The organism is Paenibacillus sp. FSL H8-0034 (genome assembly GCF_038000305.1).
GTDB lineage: Bacteria > Bacillota > Bacilli > Paenibacillales > NBRC-103111 > Paenibacillus_S.
This window is the reverse complement of the sequence record NZ_JBBOBS010000001.1, coordinates 6,140,932-6,158,077: the sequence shown is the minus strand read 5'-3', so window position 1 is coordinate 6,158,077 and position 17,146 is coordinate 6,140,932. Positions and strand designations below refer to the sequence as shown.

At 47.5% G+C, this 17,146-nt stretch carries 14 protein-coding genes; 12 read left to right on the top strand and 2 right to left on the bottom strand.

Going from position 1 to position 17,146, the window contains the following annotated elements; all coding sequences use genetic code 11:
* Positions 1-16: 16 nt before the first annotated feature.
* From NST47_RS27795 to NST47_RS27780, 4 genes are all read left to right on the top strand, one after another.
* Positions 17-2,203: a dihydroxy-acid dehydratase domain-containing protein gene (locus NST47_RS27795; protein WP_341158016.1), complete on the top strand. Its 2,187-nt coding sequence runs from the start codon at positions 17-19 to the stop codon at positions 2,201-2,203.
* Between the two features lie 53 nt (positions 2,204-2,256).
* Entirely contained in the window at positions 2,257-3,195 is a 939-nt protein-coding gene (locus NST47_RS27790) for a U32 family peptidase (protein ID WP_341158015.1), read from the top strand.
* A gap of 110 nt (positions 3,196-3,305) precedes the next feature.
* Positions 3,306-3,860 carry a DUF1273 domain-containing protein gene (locus tag NST47_RS27785; protein WP_076229012.1) on the top strand — a complete coding sequence of 185 codons (555 nt, stop codon included), beginning with the start codon at positions 3,306-3,308 and terminating at the stop codon, positions 3,858-3,860.
* A 113-nt stretch (positions 3,861-3,973) separates the two neighbouring features.
* Positions 3,974-4,879, top strand: a complete 906-nt coding sequence (locus tag NST47_RS27780) for an amidoligase family protein (RefSeq protein WP_341158014.1) — start codon at positions 3,974-3,976, stop codon at positions 4,877-4,879.
* A gap of 83 nt (positions 4,880-4,962) precedes the next feature.
* Here the strand turns inward: NST47_RS27780 and NST47_RS27775 are convergent, their stop codons facing one another.
* Complete coding sequence (locus NST47_RS27775; RefSeq protein WP_341158013.1) at positions 4,963-6,243, bottom strand: MFS transporter; 1,281 nt, start codon at positions 6,241-6,243, stop codon at positions 4,963-4,965.
* 21 nt (positions 6,244-6,264) lie between these two features.
* On the bottom strand, positions 6,265-7,119 hold the full coding sequence (locus NST47_RS27770; RefSeq protein WP_341158012.1) for a polysaccharide deacetylase family protein: 855 nt from the start codon (positions 7,117-7,119) through the stop codon (positions 6,265-6,267).
* A 179-nt stretch (positions 7,120-7,298) separates the two neighbouring features.
* Between NST47_RS27770 and NST47_RS27765 the strand changes: the two genes are divergently transcribed.
* The 8 genes from NST47_RS27765 to NST47_RS27730 all read left to right on the top strand — a co-directional run bounded on the left by NST47_RS27765 (position 7,299) and on the right by NST47_RS27730 (position 17,138).
* On the top strand, positions 7,299-8,498 hold the full coding sequence (locus tag NST47_RS27765; protein ID WP_341158011.1) for an MFS transporter: 1,200 nt from the start codon (positions 7,299-7,301) through the stop codon (positions 8,496-8,498).
* A gap of 130 nt (positions 8,499-8,628) precedes the next feature.
* Positions 8,629-9,621: a metallophosphoesterase family protein gene (locus NST47_RS27760; RefSeq protein WP_341158010.1), complete on the top strand. Its 993-nt coding sequence runs from the start codon at positions 8,629-8,631 to the stop codon at positions 9,619-9,621.
* Positions 9,622-9,835: 214 nt separating this feature from the next.
* Positions 9,836-11,197 carry a sulfatase family protein gene (locus NST47_RS27755; protein ID WP_341158009.1) on the top strand — a complete coding sequence of 454 codons (1,362 nt, stop codon included), beginning with the start codon at positions 9,836-9,838 and terminating at the stop codon, positions 11,195-11,197.
* Positions 11,198-11,323: 126 nt separating this feature from the next.
* The gene (locus NST47_RS27750) at positions 11,324-12,340 is read left to right on the top strand and encodes a LacI family DNA-binding transcriptional regulator (RefSeq protein ID WP_341158008.1); all 1,017 of its coding nucleotides are present in this window, start codon (positions 11,324-11,326) and stop codon (positions 12,338-12,340) included.
* 103 nt (positions 12,341-12,443) lie between these two features.
* Positions 12,444-13,325: a hypothetical protein gene (locus NST47_RS27745; RefSeq protein ID WP_341158007.1), complete on the top strand. Its 882-nt coding sequence runs from the start codon at positions 12,444-12,446 to the stop codon at positions 13,323-13,325.
* Between the two features lie 69 nt (positions 13,326-13,394).
* A complete protein-coding gene (locus NST47_RS27740; RefSeq protein WP_341158006.1) occupies positions 13,395-14,621 on the top strand; it encodes an ABC transporter substrate-binding protein in 1,227 nt (408 codons plus the stop codon).
* Positions 14,622-14,655: 34 nt separating this feature from the next.
* Complete coding sequence (locus NST47_RS27735; protein ID WP_341158005.1) at positions 14,656-15,873, top strand: ABC transporter substrate-binding protein; 1,218 nt, start codon at positions 14,656-14,658, stop codon at positions 15,871-15,873.
* A 38-nt stretch (positions 15,874-15,911) separates the two neighbouring features.
* A complete protein-coding gene (locus tag NST47_RS27730) occupies positions 15,912-17,138 on the top strand; it encodes an ABC transporter substrate-binding protein (protein ID WP_341158004.1) in 1,227 nt (408 codons plus the stop codon).
* Positions 17,139-17,146 lie beyond the last annotated feature (8 nt).

The window sequence follows — 17,146 nt, the reverse complement described above, 5'->3', positions numbered from 1 at the left end:
GAAACGGGGAAGCGATATGAAAATAACAATTCAGAATAAGGCCAATTCTTATCAGGGCAATGTGCAGGGAAAAGCCAATGAACCGATAACCGTTGCAGGGCTGCTGGATCGCGCCAGGCGGGGGCTTGATGGTTATTACGGGGGCGGTGAGCCTGATTGGACGCTGGAACATATATATGATCGTCTGGAGCATAATGCACCGAGAATCGCCATCATTGGCGGGTCATCCGACCATCCGGCGCACATTTTGGATCACGAAACCGTATTCAAGGCTGCTTTAAAAATTTGGCAGGAGGGCGGTGTGCCCTTTTATTTCAGCACCCCGGTGCTTTGTGACGGAACAGCCCAGAACAATATCGGAATGTCGTATTCGCTGCAAAGCCGCAACGCAATAGCTGAGATCGTTGTCAATCAGATGGAAGCGCATTCTTATCATGGTGCCTTTGTGATACAGGGCTGCGATAAACAGCCTCTCGGTATTTTAAGCGGGCTTGCGCATTTGGATCGGGTTCGCCGTTACCGTGGGGAGCATCATGTATTTGCAACCTTTAGTCCTTCCCATGTGTTGAAGGGTGGTACGATTCCCGACGATTTGAAGCGGGAGCTGGCGGATCTGGCATCACAGGCCGACACCGCAGGATTTGACGATATAGGTGCTGATATCCGCGAGGCTGTCAGCTATATTTTGCAATGCTCCTCCAATACATCCTTTCAGGGCGTGTTTCAACGTGCTGTGGAGCGTGGGCTTATGACGGTAGAGCAGCACCTTGATTTTGAAAAAAGACTGGCCGTTAACACCTGTGATTCCGCAGGCGGGATTTGTGCGTTTCATGGTACAGGCAACAGCTCGCGGGATATTACCGCAGGCTTCGGCATCGTAAGCCCTGTTCTGGAGCTGCTGGTTGAGCCGCCTACCCAGGTACAGGTCGATAAAGCGATTGAACAATTATTTTCCATTATCCAGCGGCCGGAATGCAGTGTGAGTGAATTGGTACGGGCGAATATTGGCAATACGATCAAGCTGCACAGTGCCGGAGGCGGCTCGACGAACCTGATGATGCATATTGTCGGTGCGATGATTTATGCTGGATACGATTTTTGCTTGAGTGATCTGGAAGCAATTGTGAACTCCCATCCCATTCCCGATTTGTTTGATTACAGCCTGACAGAGGGCAGGGACATCTATACCTTGGCGCAGCAGTGCTGCTCAGGGCAAATCCGAGGCATGGAGACTTTGATTTATGAGCTGTCACGCAATGGAGTCCCCATGGATTTGGATGCACCTACAGTAACGGGCCAAACATGGCGGCAGCGGCTGTCAGACACAACGAATCTAAGTGCGGATGGCGTCAAGGAAAATCAGATTATTTTGAGTACACCAAGAAGAAGCTTTAGCGGTGTCGATGTGCTGAGCAGCAACTTTTTTAACAATGCAGTCGTGAAGATTAGCGGTATGCCGACCAAGCAGCTGGATTTATTTGATCAAAGAATTGCATTCGTGCTGTATTACGAAAATGAAGAGGAGGCTAATCATCATCTGCTGGATGTGAACCTGCTGGATGGATTGAAAATGTGCAGGTTATTCCGTTTGGAGCATATGCGGCAAATGGCCTGTCATAACGCAGCGGTTCCCCTGGATCAGTTGAAGGACATGGATTATGATGAGCTGTTTGATCAGATGATTCAGCAGGAATGGCTGAGGTTGGCTGTCATTATATCCGGACAAGGGCCTGAGGCATTTGGTATGCCGGAAATGATGACGCCGATGCAGCATATTAATGCAGACCGCAGGCTAAGACGCCTGACTACTTTAATCAGTGATGGACGGTATTCGGGTGTAACCTTTGGAGCAGCGGTTGGTCATGTGACTCCGGAGGCTTATCATGAGGGAGGCCTGCTGTATATGCAGGAGGGAGATCTGCTCCATCTGCAGTTCCGCAGCAAAAGAATTGATTTGCTAGATTCTGAAGCCTTCATTACTGGAGAAGTAGCGCATTTTCAAGGAGAGCTTCATGTGCAGCGTAAGGAATTGGGTATGGCAAGATTGGATCGATTACGTCATCGACAGCGGATGGTAGCGGCATCCAACCGTCTGCGAGATTGTACGGATGCTTCACGTGGGGTTGTACCGATGGGGGTGGCACTGGATGCGGACATGAAGTGGCCGCACAGCAGTATGCCGCAAGAGGCGCAATATCAGTAAGTGCTGCCAGGCAAGTAAATGAATAAATCAGCAAGGGAAGGGAATGTAATTAGATGGATAAATCGAGAGCGTTATTAAAATCATTAGGTTTTCTGGAGCGGGAGGCTTATGACCTGCCGGATTCGCCCAAGCGATTTCCCGATGGTGCGCAGTATCGTGTGGAAATTCCAAGTGTTGAAGGGCCGGAGGCGTTAAAGGCCGTTTTTGAGGAAGCGGACCGTTACGGGATTGTGATTCATCGCGTATCTCAAGGGAGTGGCATTATGCTGCTTACCGACGCGGAAATTTCTGAAATGGTCGTGCTCTGTGCAGCACGCGGCGTTGAGCTCAGCTTATTTGTCGGACCGCGTGGAACATGGGATATTAGCGCGCTGCCGTTAACACCCGCGGGTAAGGTCGTTGCGCTGCGCCATGAGGGTATAGATCAGCTGGTTTATGCTATGGAGGATTTACAGCGGGCTAACCGTTTGGGAGTACGGGGGGCGTTGGTCGCAGATGAGGGCTTGCTGCTGCTGACCAAGGAAATGAAAAAGCAGGGCTTAATCGCAGCGGATTTTGTCGTCAAGGTATCGGTGCAAATGATGGCGGCGAATCCGGTTTCGATCAAGCTGATGGAGGATATTGGCGCAGATACGTACAATTTACCTACCGCATTGACACTGCCCAAGCTGGCCTCCATCCGTCCGGCTGTCGATATTCCGCTGGATCTCTACGTGGAAGCACCGGACGGCTTGGGTGGGTTTATTCGTCATTATGAGATACCGGAATTCATTCGTGTCTTATCACCGGTATATATCAAGTTTGGTCTGCGTAATCATCCGGATGTATACCCAAGCGGGCAGCATCTGGAGCAGATTAACATTAATTTATGCCGGGAGCGTGTTCGCAGAGCTTATATGGGCCTTGAGCTGCTTAAACAGTATGCACCGGATTTGATATCCTCCGATCTCGGCGCAGCAGATTTGGGAATTCCGATTCCCCCCAGGCCGTAGAGTCTTTTCATTGTTACCTTCTTTATGCTAAGGTGTTATTAGGAGTCTGACCGGCAAAATGTGGTTTGCGTTTTGTGGAGAAGACCCTTAGATAAGGAAGTGTGGAAGCCATGAAAAGGGTGCTCATAACAGGGTACAAGGCAACGGAGCTGGGTATCTTTTCGCAGAAGCATCCGGGAATTGCCATTATCAAGAAAGCAATCGCCAAACAAGTGACGGCTTTAATGGACGAAGGTCTGGAGTGGGTCATCGTTAGTGGTCAATGGGGTGTCGAGGTGTGGGCCGCTGAAGCGGTGATTGAGCTCAAGCAGCAGCATCCCAATCTGCAGCTGGCAGTCATCACCCCATTTCTGGAGCAAGAGGAAAAGTGGAGCGACGATAAAAAAGAAATTTATAATCATGTGCTGCAGCACGCCGATTATGTCAATAGTGTAACGAAAACGAAGTACGAGGGACCGTGGCAGTTTAAGGAAAAAAACAGGTTTTTACTACGTAATTCCGATGGTATGATACTGCTCTATGATGAAGAGACAGAAGGCTCGCCCAAATATATGAGGGAACAGGCATTAAACCAGGCGGCAAAAACCAATGCGTATACACTTTATACAATTACAGCATTTGACTTGCAAAGTATCGCAGAGGACGAACAGAATCGATATGATTAATAAGTCAGGAGGAATGGCGATGCTTAGAGAAAAAATTCCCCGTTAATCTCGTGGTCCACCTCTTCTATATATTATTGTAACCTGTTCAATAAGATAAGGAGAGGATGACAGCGATGTGGCCTAAATCTGTGGATTGGAAAGCCCTGAAATTTGGCATTGAGATTGAGTTTGTAGGTGGTAATCCGGAAGGCCTGGAGCTTTTACCTGATTGGGTTATATCCTTGGATGAACTTCAGATAGACGAGACAGGATCTGAGTCAGGCAGTGAACTTAAACCACCACCGATCCTGTGGGAGGATAGAGACCAAATACGAATCATGTTGAACCGGCTGCAGCAGCAAGGTGCTACAGTAAATTGGAGCTGTGGTTTTCATGTTCATATTGGTTTGGAGCCATGGGGACAAGACATTGTGCTGCCGCTAATCGACGCAGCGCTGCTGTATCAGCAGGCTATTCAAAAAATAGTGCGTACCAGCGAGCATCGGCTGCTGTATTGCCCTTCGCTTACTTCGGAGATGCGAAATGAGTTTGTTATAAATCCAGGTTCAAAGGCAGTTCGCCATCGGGGACGTCCACAATCTCATCGCTCTGGAATCAATACAGCAGCTTGGTTTGATATCGGCACTGTGGAAATTCGTTATGCTAATGGGACGATGGATTACGCGGAGATCCTCAATACGATTGAGCTTTATTTAAGGTTCGTGGCAGCGATAGGTGCTGACCGTAAGCTTTCCCGCGATCCGCACAGCTTGGCAATTGAACTTGAGGCTCCTGTTAAGGGTTATCCGGCACCTATTCCGCCACCAAGATGGTATCAAGAAAGAACTTGGCTTGACGAAGCGCTGATTCCCGCATTAACTACTCTTGCCAATGAACTTGTACCGGATGGGGAAATCCATCATGTGCTGCCTGTAGCTGACGGGATTCTAATGGCGATAGAAACCAATGGGGGCAAGCTGTCCAAATATGTTGTTCAACCACCTGCAGAGGGGTGGAGGCTTATCTGCAAAATATTTTAATGTAAATAAATGGTAAAAAAATAGACCCGTTCGTCATATAAAGACGGATGGGTCCTTTCTTTTTGTTACCTATTTCAGCTTGCTTATTCCACACTTTTTGCTCTGCCGGCACCTGCCCAGCGCATAAGCCTGGGTGTGACGATCAGTAGAAAGCATAAGGAGCCAAGCACACGGAAGGTGCCTATTAAGGTCATACTCGTGTCATAATTAACCACAGTAAACAGCTTCATACCAACAATTGGAGCAAATATAGCTGAAATCTGCGATAACGTCGTATAAATCGCGATGCCTCTTTGTCGGCCCTGCTCGGGGACAATTTCCAGCAGCCGATTAAAGACCGATTGCTGAAAGCCGGCTGTTGCAATCCCGCCTATAAAATCATACAGATAGACCCAATTCATATTGGGGGCGTGCAGCCAGAAGTAAGGGGTAAGTCCAAGCACCAATGCTGAGACAAATACGGTCCAGGCCGTGCCTCTGCGATCGGCATAACGGGCAAATAAGCGATAGCCGAGCAGGGCGCCAAGTGCCCCTGCAATGACGTCGATGCTGATCATTGTATTGGTGGCGAGCAGCGTATCCGCTTTGATTTTGGCGTAGATCGGCCAAGCCGCCTGCCAGGCAAATATATATACGATCGCGCTTCCACAGAACAAATAGTAGGTTCTTCCCTGATTCAGCTTATACCGATCGATCCAGCTATTGGACTGAAGACTCTGTTTATCCGGGATGATCTGTTCAATAATTTGATTGTGGGGAATGATTTCTTCACTCGGTATGCGAAGTCTCATAAAATACCACGTTTCAACGAAGGCAAATACGAAGCCAACGGAGAAGGCTACCTGATAACCAAAAGGATAAGTAAGACTATCGATGCCCCAGCCTGCAATAAAAGCAACCAGGCATCCGCACAATCCCGTCCACATGTTACGCTGGGCAAATACCCGGTTGCGGTAGCTGGCGGGAATAATCTCGCCCATCATCGATTGCCATGCTACGGCAATAACCGAATTGGTAGCATTGTAGAGGCCAACCAATAAAATCAATGCCGTTATGGAGGACACACCCATGTAGGGGACGAATATTAACAAAAAATAAAACAAACGGCAGATCATGATTATACTGGCAATGATCCGTTTTTGTTTGTGAAAGCGCCCGATAATAATGGAAGCTGGTATAACAAGCAAAATGGTAAATAAGGCAGGAATGGAAGAAAGCAGGGCATAATCATTGTTTGTGGCGCCTAAACGGGCAGCAAGCACGGCAATGAATGGAGTCACACAGTTGAATCCGATTGACCAGGCAATTCCGTTCCACAGATTATTATGAATATTATTCCGTAGAACCTTGTATTCAGCTTTCATCAAGTCACCTGGATTCCTTTGTTATTGGGTAGGCCCGTTCTGTGAAATCAGGTTAGAGACCGTCACGAATTGATAGCCGTGTTCTTTTAGATAAGCAATGATTTGCGGCAGCGCCTGGACCGTGTTGGACAGATTGCCATTTTTACCACCAGCCGAATGCTGTAATATAATCGCGCCGGGCTTCACTTCTTTTTTTATATTTTGCAATATCCGTTCCGTGGAAATACCCTCCCAATCTCTGGAATCCACCGACCAGTTAACGATTTTATGCGATTTTTCCGCGTATTCGACTACCTGCTGCGATAATGCTCCATATGGAGGTCGGAGTAATGTTGTTGGCTGATTCGTTAAGCTTTGGATGATTTCATCGGTTTTGTCAATTTCCGCTTCCAATTGCCGCTCATCGAGCTTGGTCAGGTCTGAATGACTCCATGAATGATTGCCAATCTCATGTCCAGCGCTAATGATTCGCTTCATGACGTCTTTGTGAGCAGCAGCATGCTCTCCTATGACAAAGAAGGTTGCTGTTATATTTTGTTTTTTTAATAGATTGAGAATTTGATCCGTATACTTCGAATCAGGTCCATCGTCAAAAGTAAGGGCTACGACCTTCTTTTGGTTGCTGCGGGCACCCGAATAAGTTACATGCTCCTTAATGTTGTAGGTCTGGCTGACGGATAGTGCTGGGCCAATGACAACAGGGGCTTGCGTGGGTGTCGGTGCTGATGCGGAGACAGGTGTTGGCCCTTCAATAGGCTGATTTTCCGCGATGGGCGCAGGAACCGCAGCAGCTGGAGCAGGTTCAACAGGGTGTCCACAGCTGGTAAGTACGAGCAAGAGCATAAGCATAATTATGGCAATAATCTTAGGTTGCATGAAATCATCTTCTTTCTTAAACCTTATATCACCATTATAATAGATTTGGAGAAAAATGTCGTTTACTAAAATAAAAACTCATATAATAGTTGTTCATTGCTAGAAAGATTGCTAGCATATGGATAATAGATGGTTCTACCCTTCTGGAACAGGCTGTGGGAAAGGAATGGAATCCGCGTATGACATTGTTTCAAATATGGGCGATTGCACCACGAGAGATTAAGATGCTGTATGTGACGATTTTTATGATGAACATGGGCTTTTATGCACTAATTCCCTATTTGACGCTATACCTGACAGGCAGCTTGATGTGGTCGATGGCACTAACAGGCGTTATGCTCGGCGTGCGCCAGTTTTCCCAGCAGGGGATGACCTTTATGGGAGGATTGATGGCTGATCGGTGGGGCTGCAAGCAAACGATGGTTCTGGGTCTGGCTGTGCGATCCATTGGATTTATGGCTTTTGCGGTTAGTCTGTATCCGTGGCATTTTTTTGCCGCCGCTATAGTCGCGGGCTTGGGTGGAGCCCTCTTTGAGCCTGCGATCCAGGCTGCCTTTGCCAGATTAGCGCCTGAGGCACATCGCAAGCAGCTTTTTTCATTGAAAAATATGATTGTTAATATCGGCATCATCGCCTCTACGTTAATGGGCAGCATGCTGCTTGCGGTAGATTTTCATTATCTGGGGATTTTTGCGGGTTCGGTATTTTTGTTTCTAGCTATATACATCTATATCGTGCTGCCCGCGTTGGACATTGAAATCACAAAAAGTCATTTTCGTAAAGATATCGGCAGTATTCTCAGAGATGCGCCGTTTGTTGGCTATACCCTTATTTTGATCGGCTATTTTTATTTATATATGCAGCTATTCCTCACCATTCCGAGGCTTGCGGTATCTGTTACTGGAGATCCCTCCAGTGTCGCTTATGTCTATGGTACGGTTTCAGGAGCCGTTATATGCTTTCAATTGGCTGTGACCCGTTATTTTGAGCGCTATCCAAACCGATTTATTTTGATTGGCTTGGGCGCTCTACTGATGGGAATCGGACTTATGCTGTTTGGCTTATCGAAGGGACTGCTGATGCTCTGTATAGCCTCTGTGTTATTTGCGCTTGGCACGATGATCTCTGCTCCCCTGATGCTGGATGTGGTGCAAATGTTTGCTCCACCCCGGCTCATTGCCTCCTATTATGGTTTTAACGGGTATTCGATGGCACTTGGCGGAGCACTCAGTACGAGTCTTGGCGGCTGGTTCTATGATTTGGGGCAAGCCAGAGGCATGCCGCTGCTGCCGTGGAGCCTCTGCCTCGCAGTTTCAGTTCTGGTGATGGGTGGCATGTGCTTTTTCAAGGAAAGGAGTGGGGTTCAGCTTACGAAATAATCTGAAAATCTGGAGATAACAGTAATCGGAGGAACACCTTGACCACGCAGCGGAGACTTATTCACCGGACTTGGATCTGGAAGCTTGCGAAGTCAGTTAAGCTACTCAAAACTTTTAGGAGGAAACAATCATGTCTACACAGCTGCAATTTCGTCAGGATGGAAGTTTTACCATCGTTCAGTTCACCGATATCCACTGGAAGGATGGAAGCGCTAACGATTGGCGCTCGGATGCCTTAATACGTGAGGTTATTGCTGCAGAAAAGCCGGACCTTATCGTCATAACCGGTGATGTTATTCACAAGAAAGAAACGCCTCAGCCTTTGAGCGCATTCAGACAGGCGTTATCAGCGATAACTGATAGCGGGATACCTTGGGCATTTGTATTTGGCAATCACGAATTGGAGGCGGAGGTGGAGCCTGATCAGCTGGTTGATATTTTACAGCAGCTCCCTAACAGCTTGTTCGAGACTGGACCCTCACATATTCAGGGCTTATCCAATTATGTGCTGCCTATCCTTGGAAGTCGGTCTGAGGCAACTTCCGCCTTGTTGTACTTGCTCGATACAGGTGCCAAGACGAAGATGCCCTTTGGAGGTGCGACATGGGTCCACCGAAATCAGATTGACTGGTACCTGCAGCAATCAGCGGCAATGACCGAGAGGAATGGCGGTAGTCCGCTGCCAGCGTTGGCTTTTTTTCATATTCCACTTCCCGAATACAACGAAATATGGGATTTTCGGATTTGCTATGGAAGCCAGAACAAAGGCATAGACAGTCCTCGAATCAATTCAGGCTTGTTTGCAGCCATGGTAGAAATGGGCGATGTGATGGGTACCTTTGTCGGACATGACCACCTCAATGATTTTTATGGGGATTTGCATGGCATTCGGCTTTGTTATTCACGACTGAGCGGGTTCAGCGGCAAAGCTCCTGAGGATTTTCCACGGGGAGCGCGGGTGATCAAGCTTCACGAAGGAGAGCGCAGCTTTGAAACCTGGCAGCGTCTGGATGACGGCAGTGTGCTGAGCGAAGTGCCTGTACATCTTCCTGAAGGCATAGACCGTTTCGGTAAGCGTTCATTGGGAGCAGCAGTTGAGAAAAATGAAAAAGGCGAGGAATAACTACTAGCAAATCATAAAACGCGTGGGAAAAATAACGTATAAAAGTAAATTGACAAAAAAGGGAATTTGGTTTACGATTTTGGTAACGTTTCCGGTAACGTTACCAATTATATATTTCTACATATTTCAATCCAGTTAAATACTGGGCTATTGCTTCCGAGATGAGTGTGAAAAGCTGCACTTCGCTCATATGAAAGGTGGTTGCAGAGTCACCATGAATATATTGCTTATAACAGTTGATCAACTGCGCTGGGATGCGATATCCTGCTCCGGCAATCATGAAATTGAAACTCCGCATATCGATCGGCTCAGCAGCCAAGGGGCCCGTTTCACTCATGCTTTTACGAATGCGCCAGCCTGTATGCCTGCCCGATCATCGCTGCTGACAGGAAGATTCCCTCATGCGCATGGTGTCCGGGGAGGTGGTGTGCGACTATCTGAGCAGGAAGTGACCTTTCCCCAAATATTAAGTCAGCGTGGCTATCATACCGCGCATATTGGCAAGCTGCATGTGCAGAATCATACTTATCGTGATCATACTTCCCCGCATCCCAGCTACGGCTATCGAACGCTTCAGGTGACCGATGAGCGAGGGACCTATCGGGATCCCTATACCCAATGGGTGGAACGGCACTACCCTGAATATGCCAAGGCTGTTCGAATTGAGCCTGGTGCTTCGAGAGTAAGAAATGGAACGGATCATTTGTCCTCAGAAGGCAGCTTTCCGGCTAAAGTCTCACACAGCAGATGGGTGAGTGACACCTCAATCGAGTTTTTACGCGAGCATGGCGGTACGCCTTTTATGCTGTGGGCGAGCTTTTTTGATCCCCATTCACCTTTTATCGTACCTTCGGATTGGGCCAATAAATATGATCCTAACAGCCTGTCTTTACCCAGAAACTGTGAGGTTACTCCAGAGAACGAGGCTGCTATACGCAGCAAAAAAGCCGCTTATTATGCTTTGGTATCCCATGTTGATGATTGTATCGGAAGACTGCTTCATTATTTGGACGAATCCGGACTTGCAGAGCATACAACAGTAATGTTATCGAGCGATCACGGAGAGTTTCTCGGTGATTGGGGCCGTTGGGGCAAGGGCAGATCGGAGGATGAAAGCATACGAATTCCAATGATAATTCGAACTCCGGATATGAAGGGGAATTCGCGTGTTATTGACGATGTCGTTCAACTGTTCGATCTGGCTCCAACCATCTGCGACTTAACGAACAGCATGAAGCCGCAATCGATGCAGGCCCGATCGTTGCTGCCCTTGCTGAGGGGGGAGTTGGATGAAGAGCGTACACCCTTCGCCTTGGTGGAAATCAATATGGAGATTTCACGCATAAATACGACCGAAGTTTTTGAAAAAACATATCGCAGCAAGGATTACCGCTTAACCCTGTGGAGCAGCCGGCAGGAGGGTGTGTTGTATGATCTGAATAAAGACCCGCTGCAATTGAACAATGTATGGGGCGAGCCCGATTATAAGGATATTCAGGCCGAGCTGATTTGGCAGCTGCTGCAGAGGCTTATGCAAACAGAGAATACGCTGCCGGCCCGAACTCATCCATTTTGAGTGGAATTATAAGTCCGTACAGCTTAGGTGTAAGTGCAAATCAAGTTTTAATTGACAAATACGGGGTTCTGTTTTACAATTTCGGTAACGTTACCGGAAACGTTACCGAAAAGGAAGTGAATGATGATGCCGACGATAAAAGACATAGCAAAAGAGCTGGGGATTTCCGTCTCTACCGTATCCAGAGCATTAAATAATCACCCTGATATACGTCAGGAGACGAAGCAGGAAGTGCTTGACGCGATGAAGCGCTTCAACTATACACCTAACGCTGTAGCTAGAAGCTTAATCCAGCGAAAATCGAATACGATCGGATTAATGATCCCCGACATCACGGACCCTTTCTTTTCGGCAATGGCGCATGATGTTGAAGAAGTATTGTCAGATAGTGGTTATCAAGTGGTCTACGTGAATACGTCCAGACGTCCTGAGAAGGAGAAAAGATTTCTGATCAGCGTATTGGAACGGAAGATGGATGGTATTATTGTAACCCCGGATTTTCTGGATGAAGAAGCTATTGAACTGCTGCATCGCTTGAACATACCTGTTGTCTTTCTTCGCAGAAGACCTCCGCAGGGCTTGAATGTGCCTTTTGTCGACGTTGATCATTACAAAGGTGCTTGCCATGCAATGGACTACTTGTTTTCACTGGGCCATACCCAAATCGGGTTTATAGGGATGCCAAAATATTCCTTCACAGGTAAAGAAAGATATCGTGGTTACATGGATAGCTTGAACAGGCGCGGACTTGAAGCTGATCCGAGAGGCGTGACCTTTGATGGAAGGACCATGCAGTGCGGATACCGTGCGATGGACAGCTTAATGGACAAATACCCATCAATGACAGCCGTGTTCGCAGCCAACGATTTGCTTGGAATCGGCGCATTGGAGTGGCTGGCTGAGCATAACATTTCCGTTCCCGGACAGATCAGCGTTATTGGCTTTGATAATCTTGAGGTAGCAAACCTGCATTGGATTAAGCTCAGCACGGTTGCCCAGCCTCGTAAGGAAATGGGAAGGAAAGCGGCAGAACTGCTAATGGAGATGTTACTTTCCAACGAATTGACAGCGGAATCCATTTTATTGGATACAAATCTGGTTATCCGGCAAACCTGCTCGGAAGCTCAAGTCCGCTCAAGATAATAAGGTGCCGGAGGGCACCCCCTCATTTGCTCGAAATGAGAACGCTTACTTGTGGTTTGGTTGGAGGATTCAGAAGAAATACATTCATGAGAGGAGAATGCTCGTGCCTGAACATACAAATGTGCAAGCAGAGGAATACGGTGTTTATTTAGTTGTAGAGAGGGATAATGATAAGGACGATTTGCCCAAAAGATTTCGGATGTGTACCTCAGAGATCAGCGGAGACGATAACATGCTTCCTGACCTGCAAGGTTTTACTGAATTGAAAGCGTCTGCAAGTGGTCAGTATTCGCAGCGACAGCTGCAAACGATGAAAAAGAGCATTGGCGACGTTCCCATTATACTTGTTGACTTGCGTCAGGAAAATCACGGCTTCGTCAACGGAATGGCTGTTAACTGGTTCGGCCTGCATAATGGAGCCAACAAAGGGATGAGTAATGAGGAAGTACTCTCCAAGGAGCAGCAGCTGCTGGACGATTTGAGAGCACAGCCTTCCATAACCTTTGATCAGGTCAAAGGGAAATCGGTAGATATCGGAGGACCTGTGCACGAGCCTAAGCTGATTATGAGTGAAGAGCAGCTGGCAGAGCAAGAGGGGGTAGGCTACAAGCGATTTTTCGTCACGGATCATCACCGTCCTTCCGATGCGGAAGTTGACCGTTATGTGGAGTGGGTGAAGACACTGCCCAAGGATGTATGGCTGCATTTTCATTGCAGAGGCGGGGTTGGGAGAGCCAGTTCCTTCTTCTGTATGTACGATATGCTGAGGAATGCCGATACGGCAGATTTCGAGACCATAACACAACGTCAAGTTCTGATCGGTGGCAGGGATTTTCAAAGAATGGATCCGAGTGAAACCTATAAGTATGGCGCGGCACTGGAACGTTTGGCATTCATGAAGTCATTTTATACGTATTGTTCAGAGCATGTCGGTAATCAATTTGATAAATCGTGGTCACAATGGCTTGAGGAAACGAATTCCTGATAGAGCCTATTATATGGAATTGTAAATACATTTAGATTAAGCGCTTAACCCTAAAAGGAGGGCAGTACAATGAATTTGAAAAAGAGATTCACGGTCAAATCGGCTGTAGCGGTGATGCTGTGCAGTACGGTATTGATGGTAAGTGCATGCGGCTCCAATACAGCGAATCCGGCAGCCAGCGGCTCTGACAAAGGTGCAACGGGAGGCCAGGCAGGCACTGTGTCCGCATGGGCGGAACAGGCAGGGCTTAATAAAACAGAAACAGCAGATGAGCTGTACGCCAAGGCCAAGGAAGAAGGCTCGGTAGTCATCTACTCCATGTCAAGCCGGATCAGCGATACGAAGGATTCGTTTGAGGCCAAATATCCCGGCGTTAAGGTGGAAGCGTACAATGTCAGCTCCGTCGATATGCTGGAGAAGCTGATCAGGGAGCATGGCGCAGGCATTTACAATGCTGACGTCGTTTTTACGAAGGATACGGGCGGTACGTTCACGTTGGAGCTGCTGAAGAAAGGGATTGTGCACAAGTATATGCCGAGCGATCTGGTAGCCAAAATGCCAGAGCCTTACAAGAGTCAAGTCGAGGGCTTGGTGCCTTACGTCGAAGTCAGAGGGATTTTCTATAACACCGATGTATACAAGACACCGCCTGTAACGAATTGGTGGGACCTGACAACACCGGAATGGAAAAGCAGAGTCATGCTGAGCGACCCGATGAAATCAGCGGATACGATGGACCTGTTCCTGGCGATGATTCAAAATGCCGATGACATGAAGCAGGCTTACAAAGAGAAATTCGGCAAGGAAATTGAATTAAACGGCTCCCCTAATGCCGGCTATGAATTTATTAAACGATTGTCCAAAAATGATCTGATTTTGACCAACTCCGGTGGAGATATTGTAAAAGCGGTCGGTAAGACAGGTCAGGCCAAGCCGCCTATCGGTTTAGCGGTTTCCACCAAGCTTAGGGAAGGACAAAGCCAGGGGCTCAAGCTCGGTGTTTCGTATGATGTCAAGCCTAAGGTATCGCAGGTTGAGCAGGCGCTTTTGTATATCGGCGACCAATCGAAGCATCCCAACGCAGCCAAGCTGTTAATACGCTGGATGGCTGGGGAAGCGGATGGCAAGTCAGCAGGCTTGAAGCCGTTTAATTTATCAGGATCGTGGCCGACAAGGTCCGATGTTACACCTGTGGAGGAATTGCCGTTGGCAAAGCTCAATGTGTGGAAGTACGATCCGGTATTCTTTTATGAGAATTCTCCTAAATTACGTGATTTTTGGTTGATGCAGCAGTAAATCGGTTCGTTAATCAATCGGAGGTAAGGTATACATGAAAAAGCGAAAGTCTTATGGCTCATGCTTGATTGCTTTATCCTTAATGATAGCGCTTACTGCTTGTAACCCCAAATCTACAGACACCAAAGCAGCAGATACAGCCAATAAATCTTCAGCAAAAACCGATGTCAGCGCGGCAGTTACATGGGCTGAGACCAACGGCTTGAACAAGACGGAAACGGTCGATGAGCTTTACAACAAAGCAAAGCAGGAAGGCAAGGTCGTGGTTTACTCCCAATCCAGCCGGATTAAGGATGTAAAGGCGACATTCGAGGCCAAGTATCCAGGCATCAAGGTGGAAGCGTTTAATATGTCAACGAATGATATCGTGGAAAAAGTCATTCGTGAGCAGACAGCGGGAATTTATAACGCGGACGTGATATTCGTCAAGGATGCCAGCGGAGCGGTTACGACCGAGCTGACAACGAAAAAGCTGGTGCATAAGTACATTCCCAAGGATCTGTCCGAGAACATGGTTGAGCCTTATAAAAGCAACAGCAGCGGCCTGGTGCCTTACTTTAGCTTGCGGGCGATCTTCTACAATACGGATGTATATAAAACGTCGCCGATTACGAACTGGTGGGACCTGACAATGCCGGAGTGGAAGGGCAAGGTGCTGATGAATGATCCGATAGACTCTGCGGATATGATGGACTTGTTTTTGGCCATGATCCAGCATTCGGATGAGATGAAGCAGGCCTATAAGGAGAAATTCGGCAAGGATATTGTACTGGAGGGAACGGAAAACGCCTCATATGAATTTATTAAACGTTTTCTCAAAAATGATCCTGTTTTGATGAAATCCAGCGATGAGGTTGTGGAAGCCGTTGGTGTCTCGACGCAGGGAAAGCCGCCAATCGGTATTGGGGCATCCAGTAAATTACGAGATGTCATTGAAAAGAAGCTCAGTATTGCGGCCACATATGATGTATTGCCGAAAATTTCGGTTGTTGGTCCTTCGTACCTGTATGTTGCTGATAAAGCACCGAACGTGAATGCAGCCAAATTAATGATTCGTTATATGGCAGGCGAGGCGGATGGCAAATCCGATGGCTTCAAGCCCTTTAATGTCATGGGCTCCTGGTCAACCCGGACGGATAATGGCCGAACTGATCAACCATCAATCGACAAGCTGAAGGTATGGAATTATGACTCGGATTATTTTTATAAAAATTTTGTGAAGTTTCGTGAGTTTTGGTTGAAGATGCAGTGAGGGTTAAGGATGAAAAAATGGAAAGCAGGGATAATTTCATGAAGATAACAAGAAATGCTCTTCCCATATTAATGACTTTCACCATCGCGCTAGCCGCCTGCAGCAATACAGCTCCCGTAGTCAACAATGAAAAACCAGCCGGAGGCGCAGCAGCCTCTGCAGCCCCAGCAGCTTCCGCAGCAGCTCCCAAATCGGAATGGGCAGAAAGCGCCGGCTTGTACAAAACAGAAACCGTCGAAGAATTGTATGAAAAGGCCAAGAAGGAAGGGAAAGTGTCGGTATACTCCACCTCTGGCAGAATCAATGACGTTAAAAAAACTTTTGAAAAGAAATATCCAGGCATTGATGTCGAGACGTTCGATTTAAAATCCAATGTCATTATGGATAAGGTCATTCGCGAGCAGGCAGCCGGAATTTTTAATGCCGATCTCGTTTTAACGAAGGAAGTAGGCGGGGCGATCGAAGAGGAGCTGGTGAAGAAGGGGATGCTGTTCAAGTATTTGCCAAGTGACATCGCAGCCAAAATTATTGAGCCTTATAAAAGCGAAGGGATCGCCTTCGTGCCCTACTTTGAATTCCGTACGTTGTTCTACAACACCGAGCAAAATAAAACGCCTCCTGTCAACAACTGGTGGGACCTGACCACACCGGAATGGAAAAACAGAGTGCTGATGGTCGATCCGCTCCAGTCTCCTGCCCAGATGGATATGTTCGTTGCCTTTGTGGTCAATTCAGAGGATATGGCCAAGGCGTACAAAGAAAAATTTGGCAAGGATATCGTGCTGAATGGCACCAAAAACGCAGGCTATGAATTTTTGCAGCAGTTCTATAAGAACGTGATTTTGGTCAAAAGCAGCGGGGACGGCCAGGATGCAGTGGGTAAAGCGGCACCTAACAAACCGGCTCCTGTATTTATCGGGGTATCCGGCGATATTCGGAAGATGTCGGAAAAAGGCTTGAAGGCAGACATTATATGGGATTTGAAGCCAAAGCTGTCGGTGGTGGATGAAGGGCTGCTTTTTGTAGGCAACAAGGCACCGCATCCTAATGCTGCGAAGCTGCTGGTCCGCTGGATGGCTGGTGAGGCCGACGGCAAGGGTGAAGGAACGGTACCGTTTAACGAGGTAGGCTCCTGGATGACACGCACCGATGTTCAGCATAAGAATAGCAAAAATATTAATGAGCTGAACGTATGGCAGTACGATAGCGAGAAATTTTACAAGGTATATCAGGATGTTGTGAACTTTTGGATCAAGAATCAATAAGAAGATCA